The organism is Sphingomonas sp. S2-65 (assembly GCF_021513175.1).
Lineage (GTDB): Bacteria > Pseudomonadota > Alphaproteobacteria > Sphingomonadales > Sphingomonadaceae > Sphingomonas.
On the sequence record NZ_CP090953.1, the window covers coordinates 244,284 to 260,588 of the forward strand.

13 protein-coding genes and 1 tRNA gene are annotated in these 16,305 nt (G+C 67.5%); 7 read left to right on the plus strand and 7 right to left on the minus strand.

The features are described 5' to 3' along the window. Positions 1 to 30 precede the first annotated feature (30 nt). The 3 genes from addB to trxA all read left to right on the plus strand — a co-directional run bounded on the left by addB (position 31) and on the right by trxA (position 6,843). Positions 31 to 2,967 carry a double-strand break repair protein AddB gene (gene addB, locus LZ586_RS01320; RefSeq protein WP_235077909.1) on the plus strand — a complete coding sequence of 979 codons (2,937 nt, stop codon included), beginning with the start codon at positions 31 to 33 and terminating at the stop codon, positions 2,965 to 2,967. A 71-nt stretch (positions 2,968 to 3,038) separates the two neighbouring features. Continuing rightward, the gene (addA, locus tag LZ586_RS01325) at positions 3,039 to 6,467 is read left to right on the plus strand and encodes a double-strand break repair helicase AddA (protein WP_235077910.1); all 3,429 of its coding nucleotides are present in this window, start codon (positions 3,039 to 3,041) and stop codon (positions 6,465 to 6,467) included. Between the two features lie 55 nt (positions 6,468 to 6,522). Further along, positions 6,523 to 6,843 (plus strand): thioredoxin, encoded by a 321-nt coding sequence (gene trxA / locus LZ586_RS01330; RefSeq protein ID WP_235077911.1) that lies wholly within the window; start codon positions 6,523 to 6,525, stop codon positions 6,841 to 6,843. 35 nt (positions 6,844 to 6,878) lie between these two features. Here the strand turns inward: trxA and LZ586_RS01335 are convergent, their stop codons facing one another. Genes LZ586_RS01335 through argJ form a run of 3 tightly spaced genes read right to left on the minus strand, consistent with a single transcriptional unit; the run spans position 6,879 to position 9,143 of the window. Continuing rightward, positions 6,879 to 7,292 (minus strand): GFA family protein, encoded by a 414-nt coding sequence (locus LZ586_RS01335; RefSeq protein WP_235077912.1) that lies wholly within the window; start codon positions 7,290 to 7,292, stop codon positions 6,879 to 6,881. A gap of 16 nt (positions 7,293 to 7,308) precedes the next feature. Then, a complete protein-coding gene (locus tag LZ586_RS01340) occupies positions 7,309 to 7,920 on the minus strand; it encodes a glutathione S-transferase family protein (protein ID WP_235077913.1) in 612 nt (203 codons plus the stop codon). A gap of 2 nt (positions 7,921 to 7,922) precedes the next feature. After that, complete coding sequence (gene argJ / locus LZ586_RS01345) at positions 7,923 to 9,143, minus strand: bifunctional glutamate N-acetyltransferase/amino-acid acetyltransferase ArgJ (protein WP_235077914.1); 1,221 nt, start codon at positions 9,141 to 9,143, stop codon at positions 7,923 to 7,925. A gap of 220 nt (positions 9,144 to 9,363) precedes the next feature. On the opposite strand from argJ, the gene LZ586_RS01350 reads away from it, so the two are divergent. The 3 genes from LZ586_RS01350 to secA all read left to right on the plus strand — a co-directional run bounded on the left by LZ586_RS01350 (position 9,364) and on the right by secA (position 13,396). After that, a complete protein-coding gene (locus LZ586_RS01350; RefSeq protein WP_235077915.1) occupies positions 9,364 to 10,176 on the plus strand; it encodes a DUF6454 family protein in 813 nt (270 codons plus the stop codon). Between the two features lie 107 nt (positions 10,177 to 10,283). Further along, entirely contained in the window at positions 10,284 to 10,544 is a 261-nt protein-coding gene (locus tag LZ586_RS01355) for a hypothetical protein (protein ID WP_235077916.1), read from the plus strand. 110 nt (positions 10,545 to 10,654) lie between these two features. Beyond that, on the plus strand, positions 10,655 to 13,396 hold the full coding sequence (gene secA / locus LZ586_RS01360; RefSeq protein WP_235077917.1) for a preprotein translocase subunit SecA: 2,742 nt from the start codon (positions 10,655 to 10,657) through the stop codon (positions 13,394 to 13,396). A gap of 102 nt (positions 13,397 to 13,498) precedes the next feature. On the opposite strand, the gene LZ586_RS01365 is transcribed toward secA, so the two are convergent. From LZ586_RS01365 to LZ586_RS01375, 3 genes are all read right to left on the minus strand, one after another. Beyond that, positions 13,499 to 14,113, minus strand: a complete 615-nt coding sequence (locus LZ586_RS01365; protein ID WP_235077918.1) for a CC0125/CC1285 family lipoprotein — start codon at positions 14,111 to 14,113, stop codon at positions 13,499 to 13,501. A gap of 130 nt (positions 14,114 to 14,243) precedes the next feature. Continuing rightward, a complete protein-coding gene (locus LZ586_RS01370; protein ID WP_235077919.1) occupies positions 14,244 to 14,759 on the minus strand; it encodes a phosphoribosyltransferase in 516 nt (171 codons plus the stop codon). Continuing rightward, positions 14,756 to 15,772 carry an adenosine deaminase gene (locus LZ586_RS01375; protein WP_235077920.1) on the minus strand — a complete coding sequence of 339 codons (1,017 nt, stop codon included), beginning with the start codon at positions 15,770 to 15,772 and terminating at the stop codon, positions 14,756 to 14,758. The genes LZ586_RS01370 and LZ586_RS01375 overlap by 4 nt, the downstream gene beginning before the upstream one ends. A 72-nt stretch (positions 15,773 to 15,844) precedes the next feature. Between LZ586_RS01375 and LZ586_RS01380 the strand changes: the two genes are divergently transcribed. Then, complete coding sequence (locus LZ586_RS01380; RefSeq protein WP_235077921.1) at positions 15,845 to 16,039, plus strand: KTSC domain-containing protein; 195 nt, start codon at positions 15,845 to 15,847, stop codon at positions 16,037 to 16,039. Positions 16,040 to 16,157: 118 nt separating this feature from the next. Here the strand turns inward: LZ586_RS01380 and LZ586_RS01385 are convergent. Next, positions 16,158 to 16,232 (minus strand) — tRNA-Asn (locus LZ586_RS01385). Between the last annotated feature and the right edge of the window lie 73 nt (positions 16,233 to 16,305).

Genomic DNA, 16,305 nt, shown 5'->3' on the forward strand with positions numbered 1-16,305 from the left:
TGCCGCCAAGCGGGGAGGAACAAAGCAAGTATGCCGAGCAAGCTGCATCTCTACACCATTCCGCCGCATCGCGCCTTTGCCGATGCGCTGGCAAAGGGGCTGATCCGGCGCTTCGGCGGCGATCCGATGCGGCTGGCGCGCGGCACGGTGCTGCTGCCGAACAACCGTGCGAAACGGTCGATCCAGGATGCGTTCGTACGCGCCAGCGAAGGCGGGCTGCTGCTGCCGCGACTGGTGGCGGTGGGCGATCCGGAATTGGACGAAGCGGCGTTCGACAGCGCCGAGCTGGCGCCGATCGCCCCGGCGGTGGATCCGCTGCAGCGGCGGATGATCCTGGCGCGGCTGATCCAGGAGAGCGGGTCTCCGGTGGACGCGGCGGAAGCGGTGCGGCTGGCGGGCGAACTGGCGACGACGCTGGACCAGTTGCTGATCGAGGAAGTGCCGCCGCGCGCGCTGAAGGAACTGGAGCTGGGGCCCGAGCTGTCGGCGCATTGGGAAAGATCGCTGGCGCTGTTCGAGATCCTGCTGGCGCGCTGGCCGCAGGAACTGGAGAAGCTGGGGCGGATCGATCTGGCCGAACGGCGACGGCTGTTGCTGGAGCGGGTGGCGAAGACATGGCGCGAGCGCCCGCCGGAACAGGGTTTCGTCTGCGCCGCGGGCATCGCCACCTCCGCGCCCGCGATCGCCCGACTGCTGCGCGTGGTCGCCGAGATGCCGCAGGGCATGGTGGTGTTACCCGGCCTGGCGACGGGGATCAGTGACGCCGAGTGGGAGTCGCTGGGGCCGCATGCCCCCGATCCGGTGACCGGCAAGCGGCGGCGCAGCATCGAGACTCACCCGCAATTCCAGCTGAAGCTGTTGCTCGACCGCATGGGCGTACACCGTAGCGAGTTCGACCCGTGGCGCGCCACCAGCGAACTTGACGCACCGCCCGCGCGCAGCAAGGCGATCGCATCGGCGATGGCGCCGCCTGAGCTGACGCATGGCTGGACCGCGCTGCCGGTGGCCGAGCGGCGGCTGGAGGGGGTGCGGGCGCTTGAAGTGGCGACCCCCGCCGAAGAGGCGCAGGCGATCGCCATCGCGCTGCGCGAGGTGCTGGAGACGCCTGGTCGGACCGCGGCCCTGGTCACGCCGGACCGCGCGCTGGCGCGGCGGGTGGCGGCGCATTGCGTCCGCTGGGGATTGGAGATCGACGATTCGGCCGGGCAGCCGCTGTCGATCCTGCCGCCGGGCACGCTGTTGCTGGCGCTGGCCGATGCGGCTTCGCAGGGTTTTGCCCCGCTGCCGCTGCTCACCCTGCTCAAGCATCCGCTGGTGGGCCACCCGCAGCGGCTGGAATGGCTGGAAGGCGCGCGCGCGCTGGATCGCGCGCTGCGCGGACCTCGGCCGGCCACGGGGCTGGACGGCATCGACCGGCACCTGGCCGAGCAGACCGGGCGCGATGGGCCACTGCGCCGGCGTGCGCAGCTATGGTGGACGCAGGCGCAGCCGCCGCTCCGCGCGCTGGAGGTGGCGTTCGGGCGCGGGCCGCAGCCGCTGAGGCTGATGATCGCGGCACTGCGCGAGGCGGCACAGGTGCTGGGCGGCGATGCGGTGTGGAGTCGCGGGGAGGGCCGTGCGGCCGCCGACTTGCTCGACCAGCTGGAGCGCGAGGCGGTGCATGGCCCGGCGATGGCCGAGCCCGAGGCGATGGCGCCGATGCTGCGGACGTTGATGGACGAGCAGGCGGTGCGGCCGCCGCAGGGCGGACACCCGCGATTGTCGATCCTGGGCCTGATCGAAGCGCGGTTGCAGACCGCCGACCTGATGATCCTGGGCGGGCTGAACGAAGGCGTCTGGCCGGGCCTGCCCGCGCCCGATCCGTGGCTGGCGCCGCGGGTGCGCAGTGAACTAGGGCTGCCCGGACTGGAGCGGCGGATCGGCCTTTCGGCGCATGATCTGGCGGGTGCGCTGGGCGCGCCGCAGGTGTTGCTGACGCGGGCGCGCCGCGACGCGAGCGCGCCGACGATCGCCTCGCGCTTCTGGCTGCGGCTGGAAGCCTTGTCGGGCGGGCTGGTGCGGGCGCGCGAGCTGGAGCAGTGGATCGCCGCGATCGACGATCCGAGAGCGTTCGATCCCGCCGAGCGGCCCGGCCCCACACCGGCGGTGGCGCTGCGGCCCAAGGCGATCTCGGTGACCGAAGTCGACCGGTTGAAGGCGGATCCTTATGCGTTCTACGCGCGCCGGATGCTGCGGTTGATGCCGCTGGACCCGGTCGACGCCGACTTCAGCGCCGCATGGCGGGGTACAGCCGTACATGAAGTCCTTCAACGCTGGTTCGAAGAGGACGATTGTGCGCCCGAAAGGCTGCTCCCGCGCGCTGACGCGATGTTCGAGGACGAAAGAACGCACCCTGTAATACGCGCGCTTTGGAAGCCCAGGCTTAGAGAAGCTATCAAGTGGATCGCCGCCGAGCTGGTGAGCAGCGCCGCGGCCGGGCGGAAAGTGATCGCAGTGGAGCGGCGCGGCGTGATTGCCTTCGACGGGGTTGAGCTGAGCGGCACCTTCGACCGAGTCGACCGTCTGGAGGGCGGCGGGCTGGCGATCGTCGACTACAAGACTGGCAAGCCGCCCTCGCTGGCGGCGGTGCGCGAGGGGTTCAGCCTGCAGCTGGGGCTGTTGGGGCTGATCGCCGAGCGTGGTGGGTTCGACGACGTAACGGGCCGCGCGCGGGCGTTCGAATATTGGTCGCTGTCGCGCAACCGCTTCGGCGGGTTCGGCTATGTCGAGAGCCCGTGCGATCCCAAGCGCCGCGATCACCTGCCCGCCGACGACTTCATCGACAAGGCGGTGGAGCAGTTCGAAGGCGCGGCGCGGACCTGGCTGACCGGCGATGCGCCGTTCACCGCCAAGCTCCATCCGGATTATGCGCCCTATGCCGAGTATGACCAGCTGATGCGCCGGGATGAATGGTATGGGCGTGATTGAGGTGGGCGAAACCGTTCGATTTTTCTGTTCCCAGGCGAAGGCCGGGGAACAGGGTGTGGGGGAAATCGCCTGTGTCTGAGGTTCGCCCGCTCCACCGGCTGAAGGGCAATCAGCGGCTCGCCAGCGATCCGTCGCGGCACATCTGGCTGTCGGCATCGGCGGGCACGGGGAAGACCCAGGTGCTGGCGGCGCGGGTGTGGCGGCTGTTGCTGGCCGGCGTCGATCCGAGCGCGATCCTGTGCCTGACCTTTACCAAGGCGGGCGCTGCGGAGATGTCGGAGCGGATCACCAGCAGGCTGGCGCGGTGGGTGCGGGCGAGCGAGGCGGAGCTGAGCGCCGATCTGGAGGCGCTGGGCGAGAGCATCGCCCCTGAGGGGCGCATGCGGGCGAGGACGCTGTTCGCCAAGGTGCTCGATGCGCCCGGTGGCGGCATCCGCATCCAGACGATCCACAGCTTCTGCCAGTCCCTGTTGTCGGCGTTTCCGCTGGAGGCGGGGTTGGTACCGGGCTTCCGCCCGCTCGATCAGCGCGAGGAAGCGGTGCTGGCGCGCGAAAGCCTGGCCGAGATGCTGGTGGATGCCGAGCGCGAAGGGCGGCGCGGGCTGACCGAGGCAGTGGGCGCGCTGAGCCTGAGGCTGGGCGAGGGCAAGGCCGAGGCGTTCCTGAAGGCGTGCGCGCATTCGGCCGAGGCGCTGGAGGCGCTGCCGGTCGGCATCCAGCCGTTCCTGCGCCGGTCGCTGGGGCTGCCCCAGGGCGACATCGCCGAGGAACTGGAGCGGTGCTGCGGCGACGACGCGTTCGATTGCGTGAGCCTGCGCGAAGTGGCGGCGATGAACGCGGGTTGGGCGACGGGCAAGGGGCTGGAGCGCGCCGACGCGATCGCCAAGTGGCTGGGCGGATCGGCCAGCGAGCGGATGGCCGGACTATCGGCCCTGCACCTGGTGTGGGCGACGGCCAAGGGCGAGCCGCGCTCGTTCGGCAAGGGGCAGGCGCCGCAGGATGCGGGCTATGCCGATGCGGCGATGCGGCTGCACGGGCGGTGCGGCGAATTGCTGGCGATGAAGGTGCAGGCCGACTTCGCCGATCTGCTGGCCAAGGGGCTGGAGGCGGGGCGGGACTATGCGCGGGCCTATGCCAAGGCCAAGCGGCGGGTGGGCGCGGTCGACTTCAACGATCTGATTCGGCGGACGGTGGAACTGCTGGGGCAGCCCGGAATGGGCGAGTGGGTGCGCTTCAAGCTCGACCAAGTGACCGAGCACGTGCTGATCGACGAGGCACAGGACACCAATCCCCAGCAATGGAACATCGTCAGCGCCGTGGCCGACGAGTTCTTTGCCGGCGAGGGCGCACGCGGCGACCGAGCGCGGACGCTGTTCACGGTGGGGGATTACAAGCAGGCGATCTTCGGCTTTCAGGGGACCGACCCGATCTTTTTCCGCGCGGCGTTCGAGCGGTTTCGCCAGCTGGCCGAAGTCGTGCCGGATGCCGGGTTCGACGCCGAACCCCGGAGCGTGGAGGAGCTGTCGCTGACGCACAGCTTTCGGACCACCAAGCCGGTGCTGGAGTTCGTCGATGCGGCGCTGGAGGCGCTGCCGGACCCGGGCATGGGGCCGATGAGCGCACTGGAGCCGCACGCCAGCGAAGTGCCGGGACCCGGCACGGTGACGCTGTGGCCCGCGACGGTGGAAGGGGGCAGCGAGGCCGAGGAAGAGGAGTGGGTGAGCGACGCCACCCGCAAGCTCGCCGGGGACATCGCGCGCCAGATCAAGCGCTGGGTCGGCACGCTGGAGCTGGAAAGCAAGGGACGGACGCTGCGGCCCGAGGATGTGATGATCCTGGTCAAGCGGCGCGGCGAGCTTGCGGCGCTGATCGTCGCGCGGCTCTATGCCGAGGGCGTGCCGGTGGCGGGAGTCGACCGGCTGCGGCTGAACGCGCCGCTGGCGGTGCAGGACCTGCTCGCGGCGGTGCGCTTCGCGTTGCAGCCCGAGGACGATTTGTCGCTTGCCTCGCTGCTGGTGTCGCCGCTGATCGGGTGGAGCCAGGACGAACTGATGGCGGCGGCGCTGCGCGAGGGCGGGGGCCTGTGGCGGCATCTGCGGGCGACGCAGAGCGAGGAACGGCTGGCCCCGCTCTATGCGCTGCTGGCGCGGGCGGACATCGCCACGCCGTACCGGTTCCTGGAGGAGATATTGTCCGGGCCGCTGCAGGGGCGGCGCAAGCTGCTGCTGCGGCTGGGCGAGGAAGCGCGCGATCCGGTCGAGGAATTGCTGAACGCCGCGCTCAATTTCGAGAAGCTGGCGACGCCGTCGCTGCAGCGCTTCCTCGACTGGTTCGATCGCGGCGATGTCGAGATCGTGCGCGACGCGGCGCAGCCCCAGGGGGCGGTACGCGTGATGACCGCGCACGGTGCCAAGGGTCTGCAGGCGCCGCTGGTGATCCTGGCCGACGCGACGGTGGACCCGACGCGGAGCCCGCGCGACTTGCTGCTGTGGGCGCCGGAGGAGCATGACGGGCCGAAATTCCCGATCTTCCGGCCACGCTCGGCGGAGCAGGCCGGAGCGCTGGGGAAGGCAGTTGCGGCAGAGGCGGAGCGCGAGCTTCAGGAGCATTGGCGGCTGTTCTACGTCGCGGCGACGCGGGCGGAGGAGCGGCTGGTGATTGCCGGCGCGTTGGGTCCGATGGCCAAGGGCGTGCCGCCTCAGGCGAGCTGGTACGGCGCATGCGCGCGGGCGTTCGACGCTCTGGGGGTGCCGGAAGGCGAGGGCGTGCGCGAGTTTCGCGGGCTGAGCGCGGCGAAGCCGGTTGCAGCGGGTAAGGCGATCGTCGAGGCCGAGGCCGCCGCGGCACTGCTGCCGGCCTGGATCGCGCACGGGGCGCCGAAGGAAGCGCGGCCCCCCCGCCCGCTGGCGCCTTCGTCGCTCGGCGAGGATCTGGTCACCGATCCGCCGCCCAATCCGGCGATGCGGACGGCGGCGGAGCGGGGACGGTTGCTGCATGCGCTGTTCGAGCGGCTGCCGGGAGTGGCGCCACCCGAGCGCGCGGCCGCGGCGGAGCGCTGGCTGGCGGGTGCGGGCGGGGTAGTCGACCCGGCGGCCCGCGCGGCGCTGGTCGCGGATGCGCTGGCGGTGACTGAAGATCCGCGCTTCGCTGCGCTGTTCGGCCGGGATGCGCTGGCCGAGGCGCCGATCGCGGCGGTGGTCGAGGGGCTGGTGGTGTCGGGGACCGTCGACCGGCTGGTCGTGTCGCCGGATCGCGTGCGGGTCGTGGATTTCAAGACCGGGCGCCGCGCGCCGCGCTCGGTGGCGGACATTCCGGCCTATCACCTGCGGCAGATGTCGGCCTATGCCGCAGCGTTGCGAGTGATCTTTCCGGGGCGGACAGTGGAGGCGGCGTTGCTCTACACGGCAGGGCCGGTGCTGCATGTCCTGCCCGATGCAGTGCTGGCTGCGCACAAGCCCGGCTTCGCGGATACGGAGCAAAGCTTGGCCTCGCGCGCTTGAGCCGGCGGCGGCGCGAACATAGATAAGCGCTCAAGACAATCAGGAGACCATTACCATGGCTACGCAGCCCACCACCGACGCCAGCTTCGAAGCCGATGTGCTCCAGGCCGACAAGCCCGTGCTCGTCGACTTCTGGGCCGAGTGGTGCGGGCCGTGCCGCATGATCGCCCCGGCGCTGGAGGAACTGGCGTCCGAGCTGGGCGAGAAGGTCACCATCGTGAAGCTCGACATCGACGAAAATCCCGATGCCCCGACCAAGTACGGCGTGCGCGGCATCCCGACGATGATCCTGTTCAAGAACGGCCAGCCGGCGGCGACTCAGGTCGGCGCAATGCCCAAGAACGGCATCAAGCAGTGGATCGAACGCGAGCTCTGATCCGACGGAGCGGCAGGTCCTTGGGGCCTGCCGCTTTACTCCGTCTCGCCTGCCTGCGGGCGGAACCCGTCATTGCGGGGTAGGTCGTCGCCGGCCTCGGCCCAGGGCTGTCGCGCCGCGTAGAAGATGTGGAAGTCGGGCGTGACCTGCGCCGGATCGTCCAGGCTGGTTGCCGTAACGCCAACCTCATCGGCCTGGAAGGCAACGTGGATGGTGAGCGGGGTGCCGCAGCGAGTGCAGAAGCTGCGCTCGCTAGACGGGGTGGTCTTCACCCTGCCGATCGCATCGCCGCCTTGCTCCACGACATAGTCGGCGAGCGGCACGGTGGTGAACACCAACGCCGGCGCGCCCGAGATCTTCTGGCAGATCCGGCAGTGGCACCAGCCGGTGTCGTAGGGCGTGCTCGTCAGCCGATAGCGGACCGCGCCGCAGAAGCATCCACCCTTCACGCGCGCTCTCCTCGGCTCAGCTCAGCGGAATCATCACCTGACTGGCATATCCAGGCCGCTCCCGCAGCCTGGCGTACCAGGTTTCGACATACTCCAGGCGCGGCCGATCGATCGGCAGCGTGAACCAGGTATGGGCGTATACGCCCATCGGAATGTCGCCGATGCCGAACGCAGTGCCCGATAGCCACGGCGTCTCGGCGAGGTAGCGGTCGAGGATCGCCATCTGCCTGGCGCAGGCTTCCGCCGAGCGCAGTATGGCGGCCTCGTCACGCGCTTCAGCCCCCCTGCGGACCAGGTTCAGAAAGGCGCCACGCTGCGCGTTGGCATAGCCGAATTGCCAGTCCATCCAGCGGTCGGCGAGGGCGCGCTGCACTGGATCGGCGGGCCAGAAGCGATCGCCGCCATGGCGTGCGGCGAGATAGCGCAGGATCGCGTTTGACTCCCAAAGCACCACTTCACCGTCCTCGATGGTCGGGATCAGCGCGTTGGGGTTCTTGGCGAGATAGTCCGCGTCCATGCCGAACTGTCCGCCGACATCGTGGCGGACATGGGCGATGCCCAATTCTTCGGCGAGCCAGGCGACCTTCTTCACATTATGCGAGTTGAGGCGGCCCCAGATGGTCAGCATCCTCAGCTCCGATAATCGGCGTTGATCGAGATGTAGCCATGGGTGAGATCGCAGGTCCACACGGTCGCGCGGCCCTCGCCCAGGCCAAGGTCGACGCCGATCTCGATCTCCTTGCCCTGCAGGTGCGCGGCGACCGGCGCTTCGTCATAGCCCTCGACTGCCAGCCCGTCGCGGGCCACCTGGGTAGTGCCGAAGCGGATGGCGAGCTTGTCGCGCTCGGCGGGCTCGCCGGCCTTGCCGACCGCCATGACGACGCGGCCCCAATTGGCGTCCTCGCCGGCGATGGCGGTCTTCACCAGCGGCGAGTTGGCGATCGACAGTGCAACGCGATGCGCGCTGCGGTCGCTATCGGCGCCCTCGACATCGATCTGGATGAGCTTGGTCGCGCCTTCGCCATCACGGACGACGAGCAATGCGAGCTGATGGCAGAGATCCGCGAGCGCAGCGCGGAAGGCGTCGGCGCTGGCATCGTCTTCGCTGGTCAGCGGCGCGTTGCCCGCCTTGCCCGTTGCAAAGGCAAGCACGGTGTCGCTGGTCGACGTGTCGCCATCGACGGTGATGCACGAGAAGCTGCGAGTGTTGGCGTCGGCGAGCGCGCGCTGGAGGAAGACCGGATCAACCGCGGCGTCGGTGAAGACGAAACCGAGCATCGTCGCCATGTCGGGGGCGATCATGCCCGATCCCTTGATGATGCCGACCAGGTTGACGGTGCGGCCATCGACCACGGCGCTGGTGACCGCCGCCTTGGCGAAGGTGTCGGTGGTCATGATCGTCTCGGCGGCGGCTTCCCAGCTGGCAGGCTCGGCGATGAAGGCGGCGTCGAGCCCGGCTTCCGCCTTGTCGATCGGCAGGGGTACGCCGATCACGCCGGTGGAGGAGACGAAGATGTCCGAGGGCGCGCAGCCGAGATGCGAGGCGGCGCGGGCGGCGATCGCCTCAACGGCGGCACGCCCCCGGCTGCCGGTAAAGGCGTTCGAGTTGCCGGCGTTGACGACCAGCGCGCGGGCGCGGCCGAGCACCAGTGCCTTGCGGCACCATTCCACTTCGGGAGAAGGGCATTTGCTGTTGGTCAGCACGCCGGCAACGCTGGTGCCCTCGTCCAGCGTTACGAAGGTAAGATCGCAGCGGTCCCAATTCTTGTAGCGCGCGCGGGCGACGTGCGGCGTCACGCCGGCGATCGCGGGCAGGGCGGGGAAGGGCAGTGCGAGGGGGGAGATTTCCATGCGGCGTGGCCTAGCGAAGTTGGCGGGCGGCATAAAGCGGATTGGAGAGCCCGCTCGGCTTCTCTGTGAGGTGGCACGCGGCGGGAAGTGGACCAGCGCAGTGCGGATACACGCGGTCAGCATGCGATTCGCAGGTGGCGCAAGCGGCCCGGGCCAGTGCAGCTTTCCTGACACATGAAGCTGCCATTGGGTGCGGACACTCAAGCGCGAGGCGAGCTAGATGATCCGCAAGACCCTGCGATCCGGTTTGATCGTGCTCGTCCTGATGCTGTCGAGCCTGTCGGTGGATGCTGCTCCTGAACGGTTTAACGGAGCGATCGAGAATGCGCGGTTGCAAGGCGTGCTCCAGCTCGAGGGTGACCTGTTCCACGTCCAGGGTCTCGAACTCGACGAGCGTCGGATCTGGGTGACGTCGGTCGATCAGGCGCACCGCAAGGGCTATATCCATGAGTTCGACCGCCGAACCGGCAAGCTGTTGCGGCGATTGGATCTGACCGACGGGGCGCGGTATCATCCCGGCGGTATATCGATGTCGCGTGGATCGATCTGGGTTCCGGTGGCGGAATTGCGGCCGAACAGTTCGGCGGTACTTGTCGAGATCGACGCGGACAGCCTGCAAATACGGCGAAAGATCCGCGTTTCGGACCATTTGGGCTGTGTGGCTGCGTCCGACACCGTGCTTGTGGCGGGCAACTGGAACAGCGCGTTGCTCTACGTTATCGACTTGAACAACAACGCGCGGGTTCGGACCGTGCCGAACACTTCGATGACCAGCTATCAGGACATGAAGTTCAGCGGCGGGCAGCTCGTGGCGGCTGGGTCGCAAAGCTTGTGGAGCGGGACGGTCGACTGGATCGAGTGGCCGTCGATGAAACGGACGCGTAGCCTGCGCGCAGGCGCGGTCGGGTCCGTCAGGCCTATAGGACGCGGCGGGCCTTATACGGGCGAAGGCATGGCGATCAAGGGCCGCGACTTGTACGTCGTGCCGGAGGATGGCCCCAGCCGCTTGTTTCATTTCCGGCTCGACGCCTGAGCGAACACCGCGATCTTCACTGGTCGTCGCGGGAAATGCACGCTTTGGGTTGGACGAACCGGCGGGGGCGCACTATGTCCCGGGCTTCCGCTTGGAAGAGAGCCGACTTGGAACTGCTGCTTCTCCTGACTGCGTTGTTCGCCAGCCTGACCGGGATCGGTTCGGGCGAGGCGCGGGCGCGCCAGGTGCAGGACGTGGCGGTGGTGCAGGCGAGCAAGGTCGCGCAGGCCGTCGCGCAGCACGCCGAGGCGGCGCGGCCGATTGCGGGCATCGCGCAGGCGGTCACGCAGCGGGACCAGCGTTGGTTCGTGTCGCCGGCCCCGGCGCCGGTGTCCGCCAGCCTGCGCTTCGAGCGCCGGCTCGAATAGCGCTTCCGCGGTTCCGCAAGGGAGCCGCGCACCTCTTTCCTACAGCTTTCATCGACCGCAGGCCGCGTGCCGCGCTCGCACGACCCACATTCAGATCACAGGAACTTCCCATGCTCGGCGGATTGGCCAAGACCCTTTTCGGCTCCTCGAACGACCGATACGTCAAGTCGCTCGGCGCCATCGTCAACAAGATCAACGCGTTCGAGCCGGCGCTGCAGGCGATGGACGACGCGACGCTCGCGCACCAGACGGTGCTGTTCCGCGAGCGGCTGGCCAACGGCGAGAAGCTCGACAGCCTGCTGCCCGAGGCTTTCGCCACCGTACGCGAAGCCTCGGTCCGCGTGATGGGCATGCGCCATTTCGACGTGCAGATGATCGGTGGTATCGTACTCCACCGCGGCGAGATCGCCGAGATGCGCACCGGCGAGGGCAAGACGCTGGTGGCGACGCTCGCGACCTATCTCAACGCTCTGCCGGGCGACGGCGTGCACGTCATCACCGTCAACGACTACCTCGCCAAGCGCGACGCCGAGTGGATGGCGCAGATCTATGGCTTCCTGGGCCTCAAGACCGGGGTGATCATCCCCGACCTGAGCGATCAGCAGCGGCGCGACGCGTACGCGTCGGACATCACCTATGGTACGAACAACGAGTTCGGCTTCGACTATCTGCGCGACAACATGAAGTATGACCGCGCGTCGATGGTGCAGCGGCCCTTCGCAATGGCGATCGTCGACGAAGTGGACTCGGTGCTGATCGACGAGGCGCGGACGCCGCTGATCATTTCGGGCCCGACCGACGACAAGTCCGAGCTGTACATGGGCGTGGACGCGGTGGTGAAGCAGTTCCGCCCCGAGGATTACGAGAAGGACGAGAAGCAGCGCACCGTCATCCTGACCGAAGATGGCACCGAAAAGGCCGAGCGCATGCTCGAAGCCGCGGGGCTGCTCCAGGGCGCGAACCTGTATGATTTCGAGAACACCCAGGTGGTGCATCACTTGAACCAGGCGTTGCGCGCCAATGTGCTGTTCAAGCGCGACATCGACTACATCGTCCGCGACGAGAAGGTCGTGATCATCGACGAGTTCACCGGCCGCATGATGAATGGCCGGCGCTGGTCCGAGGGCCTGCACCAGGCCGTCGAGGCCAAGGAAGGCGTGACGATCGAGCCGGAAAACCAGACTCTGGCCAGCATCACCTTCCAGAACTATTTCCGCATGTACCCCAAGCTTTCGGGCATGACCGGCACGGCCGCGACCGAGGCGCCGGAGTTCTTCGACATCTACAAGATGAACGTCGTCACGATCCCGACCAACCTGCCGGTCAAGCGGGTCGACGAGGAAGACGAGTTCTACAAGACGACCGAAGAGAAGTTCGCGGCGATCGCCAAGAAGATCAAGATCCACTCGGCCAAGGGCCAGCCGGTGCTGGTCGGCACGGTGTCGATCGAAAAGTCGGAGCTGCTTAGCGAGTTCCTGAAGAAAGAAGGCGTCGAGCATTCGGTGCTCAATGCGCGGCACCATGAGCTGGAGGCGGGCATCGTCGCGCAGGCCGGGCGGCTGGGCGCGGTGACGATCGCCACCAACATGGCGGGCCGCGGCACCGACATCCAGCTGGGCGGCAATCTGGAGTTCCGCATCGAGGACGAGCTGGGCGACATGCCGCAAGGTCCGGAGCGGGACGCGCGGGTCGACGAGATCCGGCGCGAGATCGCGGCCGAGAAGGAGCGGGTGCGCGAAGCCGGCGGCCTGTTCGTGCTCGGCACCGAGCGGCACGAGAGCCGGCGCATCGACAACCAGCTGCGCGGCCGTTCGGGCCGTCAGGGCGATCCCGGACTCAGCCGCTTCTATCTGAGCCTGGACGACGATCTGCTGCGTATCTTCGGGTCGAACACGCTGTTCTCCAAGATGATGCGCAACAACATCGACGACGGTGAGGCGATCGGCAGCAAGTGGCTGACCAAGGCAATCGAGACCGCGCAGAAGAAGGTCGAGGCGCGCAACTACGACATCCGCAAGCAAGTCGTCGAATATGACGACGTGATGAACGACCAGCGCAAGGTCATCTATGAGCAGCGCGCCGACATCATGGACGCCGACACGATCGGCGACGTGGTCGAGGACATGCGCCGCGAGACGGTAAACGGCTTGGTCGGCGAGGCATGCCCGCCCAACAGCTATCCCGAGCAGTGGGACGTGGCCGGGCTGACCGAGAAGGCGAACGCGACGCTGGGGATCGAGGTGCCGCTTGCCGAGTGGGTCGCGGCAGAGGAAGCGATCGAGCCGGAGACGGTGGAAGAGCGCGTTCGCGAGATGGCCGACGCCCATGTCAACGCCAAGGCAGCGGATCTGGAGCCGGAAACCTGGGGCCAGATCGAGAAGTCGATCCTGCTCCAGAACCTGGATCATCACTGGAAGGAGCATCTGGCGACGCTCGATGCGCTGCGCCAGGTCGTCCATCTGCGCGCTTATGCCCAGAAGACGCCGCTCAACGAGTATAAGCACGAGGCGTTCGCGCTCTTCGAGCGGATGCTCACCAACATCCGCGAGGATGTGACGCGTACGCTGGCGCACGCGCAGTTCAGCATGGCACCGCCGCAGGACCTGCCGGAGCTGCCCGACTTCCTGACGACGCATATCGACCCGTTCACCGGCGAGGACGACAGCTATGACTATGATGCGGGCGCGCAGGGGCTGATCACCACCCGGCTGCCGCAGATGGGTATTCCGCAGCCATCGGGCGAGGGGCTGGGTACGGATCCGTCACGGTGGGACGGGCTGGTAAGCCGCAATGCGCCGTGCCCGTGCGGGTCGGGGCAGAAGTACAAGCACTGCCACGGCTCGGTGGCATAAGCGCCGAGGCTGTTTCTCGCTCGCGAACGCGGGCGGGGCGGCGGACAAGAAAAAACCCTCCCGGAGCCTGCTCCGGGAGGGTTTTTGTTTGCTTCGCCTGGATCAGCGGCCCTGTTGCGGCATCTGGATCGTCGGCCCGAGGCGGTTGAGCACCTCCCGTGCGTCGAAGGCGCGGACATTATCCGATGGCTTCGGACCACGGCCGGTCACGATCTCCGCCACGGCCTCGTACCGCTCGACCGTGCGGATATCGACGCTGCGGTCGAAGAAGGGGTCACCCCAGAAGGGGTCCCAGCTGCGCCACCCGAAGCGCGGGCGATAATAGCGCCACGATGGTCCCCAGCCGCCCCACGGGCTGCCGTAGAAGCCGCTGCCGAAGCCACCGCCGATGCCGGGGGTCGCGTAGGTCTGGGTTTTCTTCTCGGTGTCGCGGTCGGCGAGGAGGAAATAGTCGCCGCCATTCTGCACGGTGAGCTCGGCGGCACGGAAGAGCAGGTAGCGCTCCACCGTTTCGCGCGAGGTGAGGCTGTTGCCCGCGAAGCTGACGCGGAAGCGGTTACTCTCGATCTGCTGGTCCGAATAGCCCGTGGCAGACGAGCCGTTGCCCATTGCGGGCCGATACGGCGTTGCGGTCATGCACGAGGCGAGCGCAAGGCTGCCCGCCACGACGGCACCGAGACGCGCGAGGCGCCGGCGGCGAAGATTAGGATGCGGCATGGTTTCTCCGATCTAGATCTTATTGTTCTGGATGCTTGCTGGAGTAACGCGCAGTCGAAGAAAAATCTCCGTGTGCGAATGCGGTGAGCTGTGCACCTTTGTCGATTGACGGCGGCTGAACGAACCCCATTCAGGCAATCCTTTCAGGCACTTCCGCCGCATCCTGGTCCAGCGCCGCCTTGGGCGCGACGGCTTCCCAGGGAAACACGAACCAGTCCTTGGTCACGCTGCGATCGATCGTGAGATAGGCATAGTCGGTCCGCTGTTCGGATCGGGTATTGTCGAGAAGCACGGCGAAGCGAATGTTGTCGGCACGCCCGTCTTGGTCGGCCAGCAGGGCGCGGAGTTCGCCTATGGTGCGGCCGCTGTCGTTGATGTCCTCCACGAACAGCAGCCGGTCGCCATTGCGAGTGCGCTGGGCAAGCACCGCGACCAGCTCCTCGCCGAACTGGGCGATGCGCGTGGAATGGTCGATCGACACCATCGGCAGGGTCATGCGGTGCGACAGGTAGACCGCCGGGGCGAGCCCGCCGCGCCCGACGCCGACCAGCAGGCTGGGCGACCAGTCCGCTGCTGCCTCAGCAATGGCATGAACGCCGGCCACCAGAGCGTCGTGAGAGAAGTGATTGAACACAACGTCGCTCATGCATTCGCCTCCACGAACGCATCGAGCCGAGCGAGGTGGTGGGCGACGGCGTCGTCCGGCAGGAAGGAGCCAAGGAAGCTGTTGCGGGCAAGCGTCGCCAGCGCGCGGCGGTCAAGGCCACGCCCTCCGGCTACGGCGCGGTAATTGTCGGCGATATAGCCGCCGAAATATGCCGGATCGTCCGAGTTGATCGTGGCGCGGAGACCCAGTTCGAGCATCCGATCGATCGGGTGCGCATCGATCGAGGCGACATTGCAGAGCTTGACGTTGGACAGCGGACATACCGTAAGCGTCATGCTCGACCGGGCCAGTCTGGCGACCAGCTGCGGGTCTTCAAGGCTGCGGTTGCCGTGATCGAGCCGGTCGACCTTGAGCAGGTCGAGCGCTTCGTAGACATAGGCGGGAGGGCCCTCCTCACCGGCATGGGCGACGCGCTTAAGGCCCATCGCGGCAGCTGCGGCGAAGACGCGCTCGAACTTGGCGGGCGGATGCCCGACTTCCGACGAGTCGAGGCCGACGCCTTCGATGCGGTCGATCCAGGGCTGCGCCTGGCTGAGCGTCCGGAAAGCGTCCTCTTCGTCGAGGTGGCGTAGGAAACAGAGGATCAGCTTGGAGGTGAGGCCGTGCCTGGCCTCTGCCTCAGACATTCCCGCGAGCAGGCCGTTGGCGACAACACCGAACGGAACGCCGCGATGGGTGTGGGTCTGGGGATCGAAGAAGATTTCGGCGTGGACCACGCCGTCGGCGGCGACCCTGTCGAAATAGGCCAGCGCCAAGTCGCGGAAATCCTCTTCGGTGCGCAACACGTCGGCACCGGCATAATAGATGTCGAGGAAGTCCTGGAGGTTCGAGAACTGGTAGGCGTCGCGCACTTCCTCCACCGAGGCGAAGGGGATCTCCACATGATTGCGGCGGGCGAGCTCGAACATCAGTTCGGGTTCGAGACTCCCCTCGATATGCAGATGGAGCTCGGCCTTGGGCAGGCCGGTGATGAAGGCGTCGAGATCGGTCATCGTCCGAGCATCGCAGGGGGCGCTCAAAGTCGCAAGCGGGAGCGGTCCTGCGGGGCACGGCGTTGTGCAGCCATGCCGTCGAGCGTGATTCTAAGCTGGCGCTATGACGAGGCTGCGCAGCGGCTCGATATCGTCTTCGTCAGCGGGAAGCACTATAGCTACCATGCGGTCCCGCCGCCGATCGCCCGCGAGATGCAGGAGGCGCGTTCGAAAGGCCGCTATTTCAACCAGCGCATCCGCGACCATTTTAAGTTCACGGAACATTGACGCGGCGGGGGTCAGCGGCTCGCAGGATAGAGCCTACCACTCCGCTCAGAGCGACCCGGGTGTGTACGGGCTGAGGTTCACTGCCCCACCGCCGCACCGCTGCAGAGCTTGAAAGAAGTGGCTCCCCGGGCCTGATTCGAACAGGCGACCATTCGATTAACAGTCGAACGCTCTACCGCTGAGCTACCGGGGAAAACCGTCTTCTAGCGACCGAGGCCGCTGCGGGAGGCGCGCCTATAGCAGCGGGTTTTCGGATCGTGCAAGGG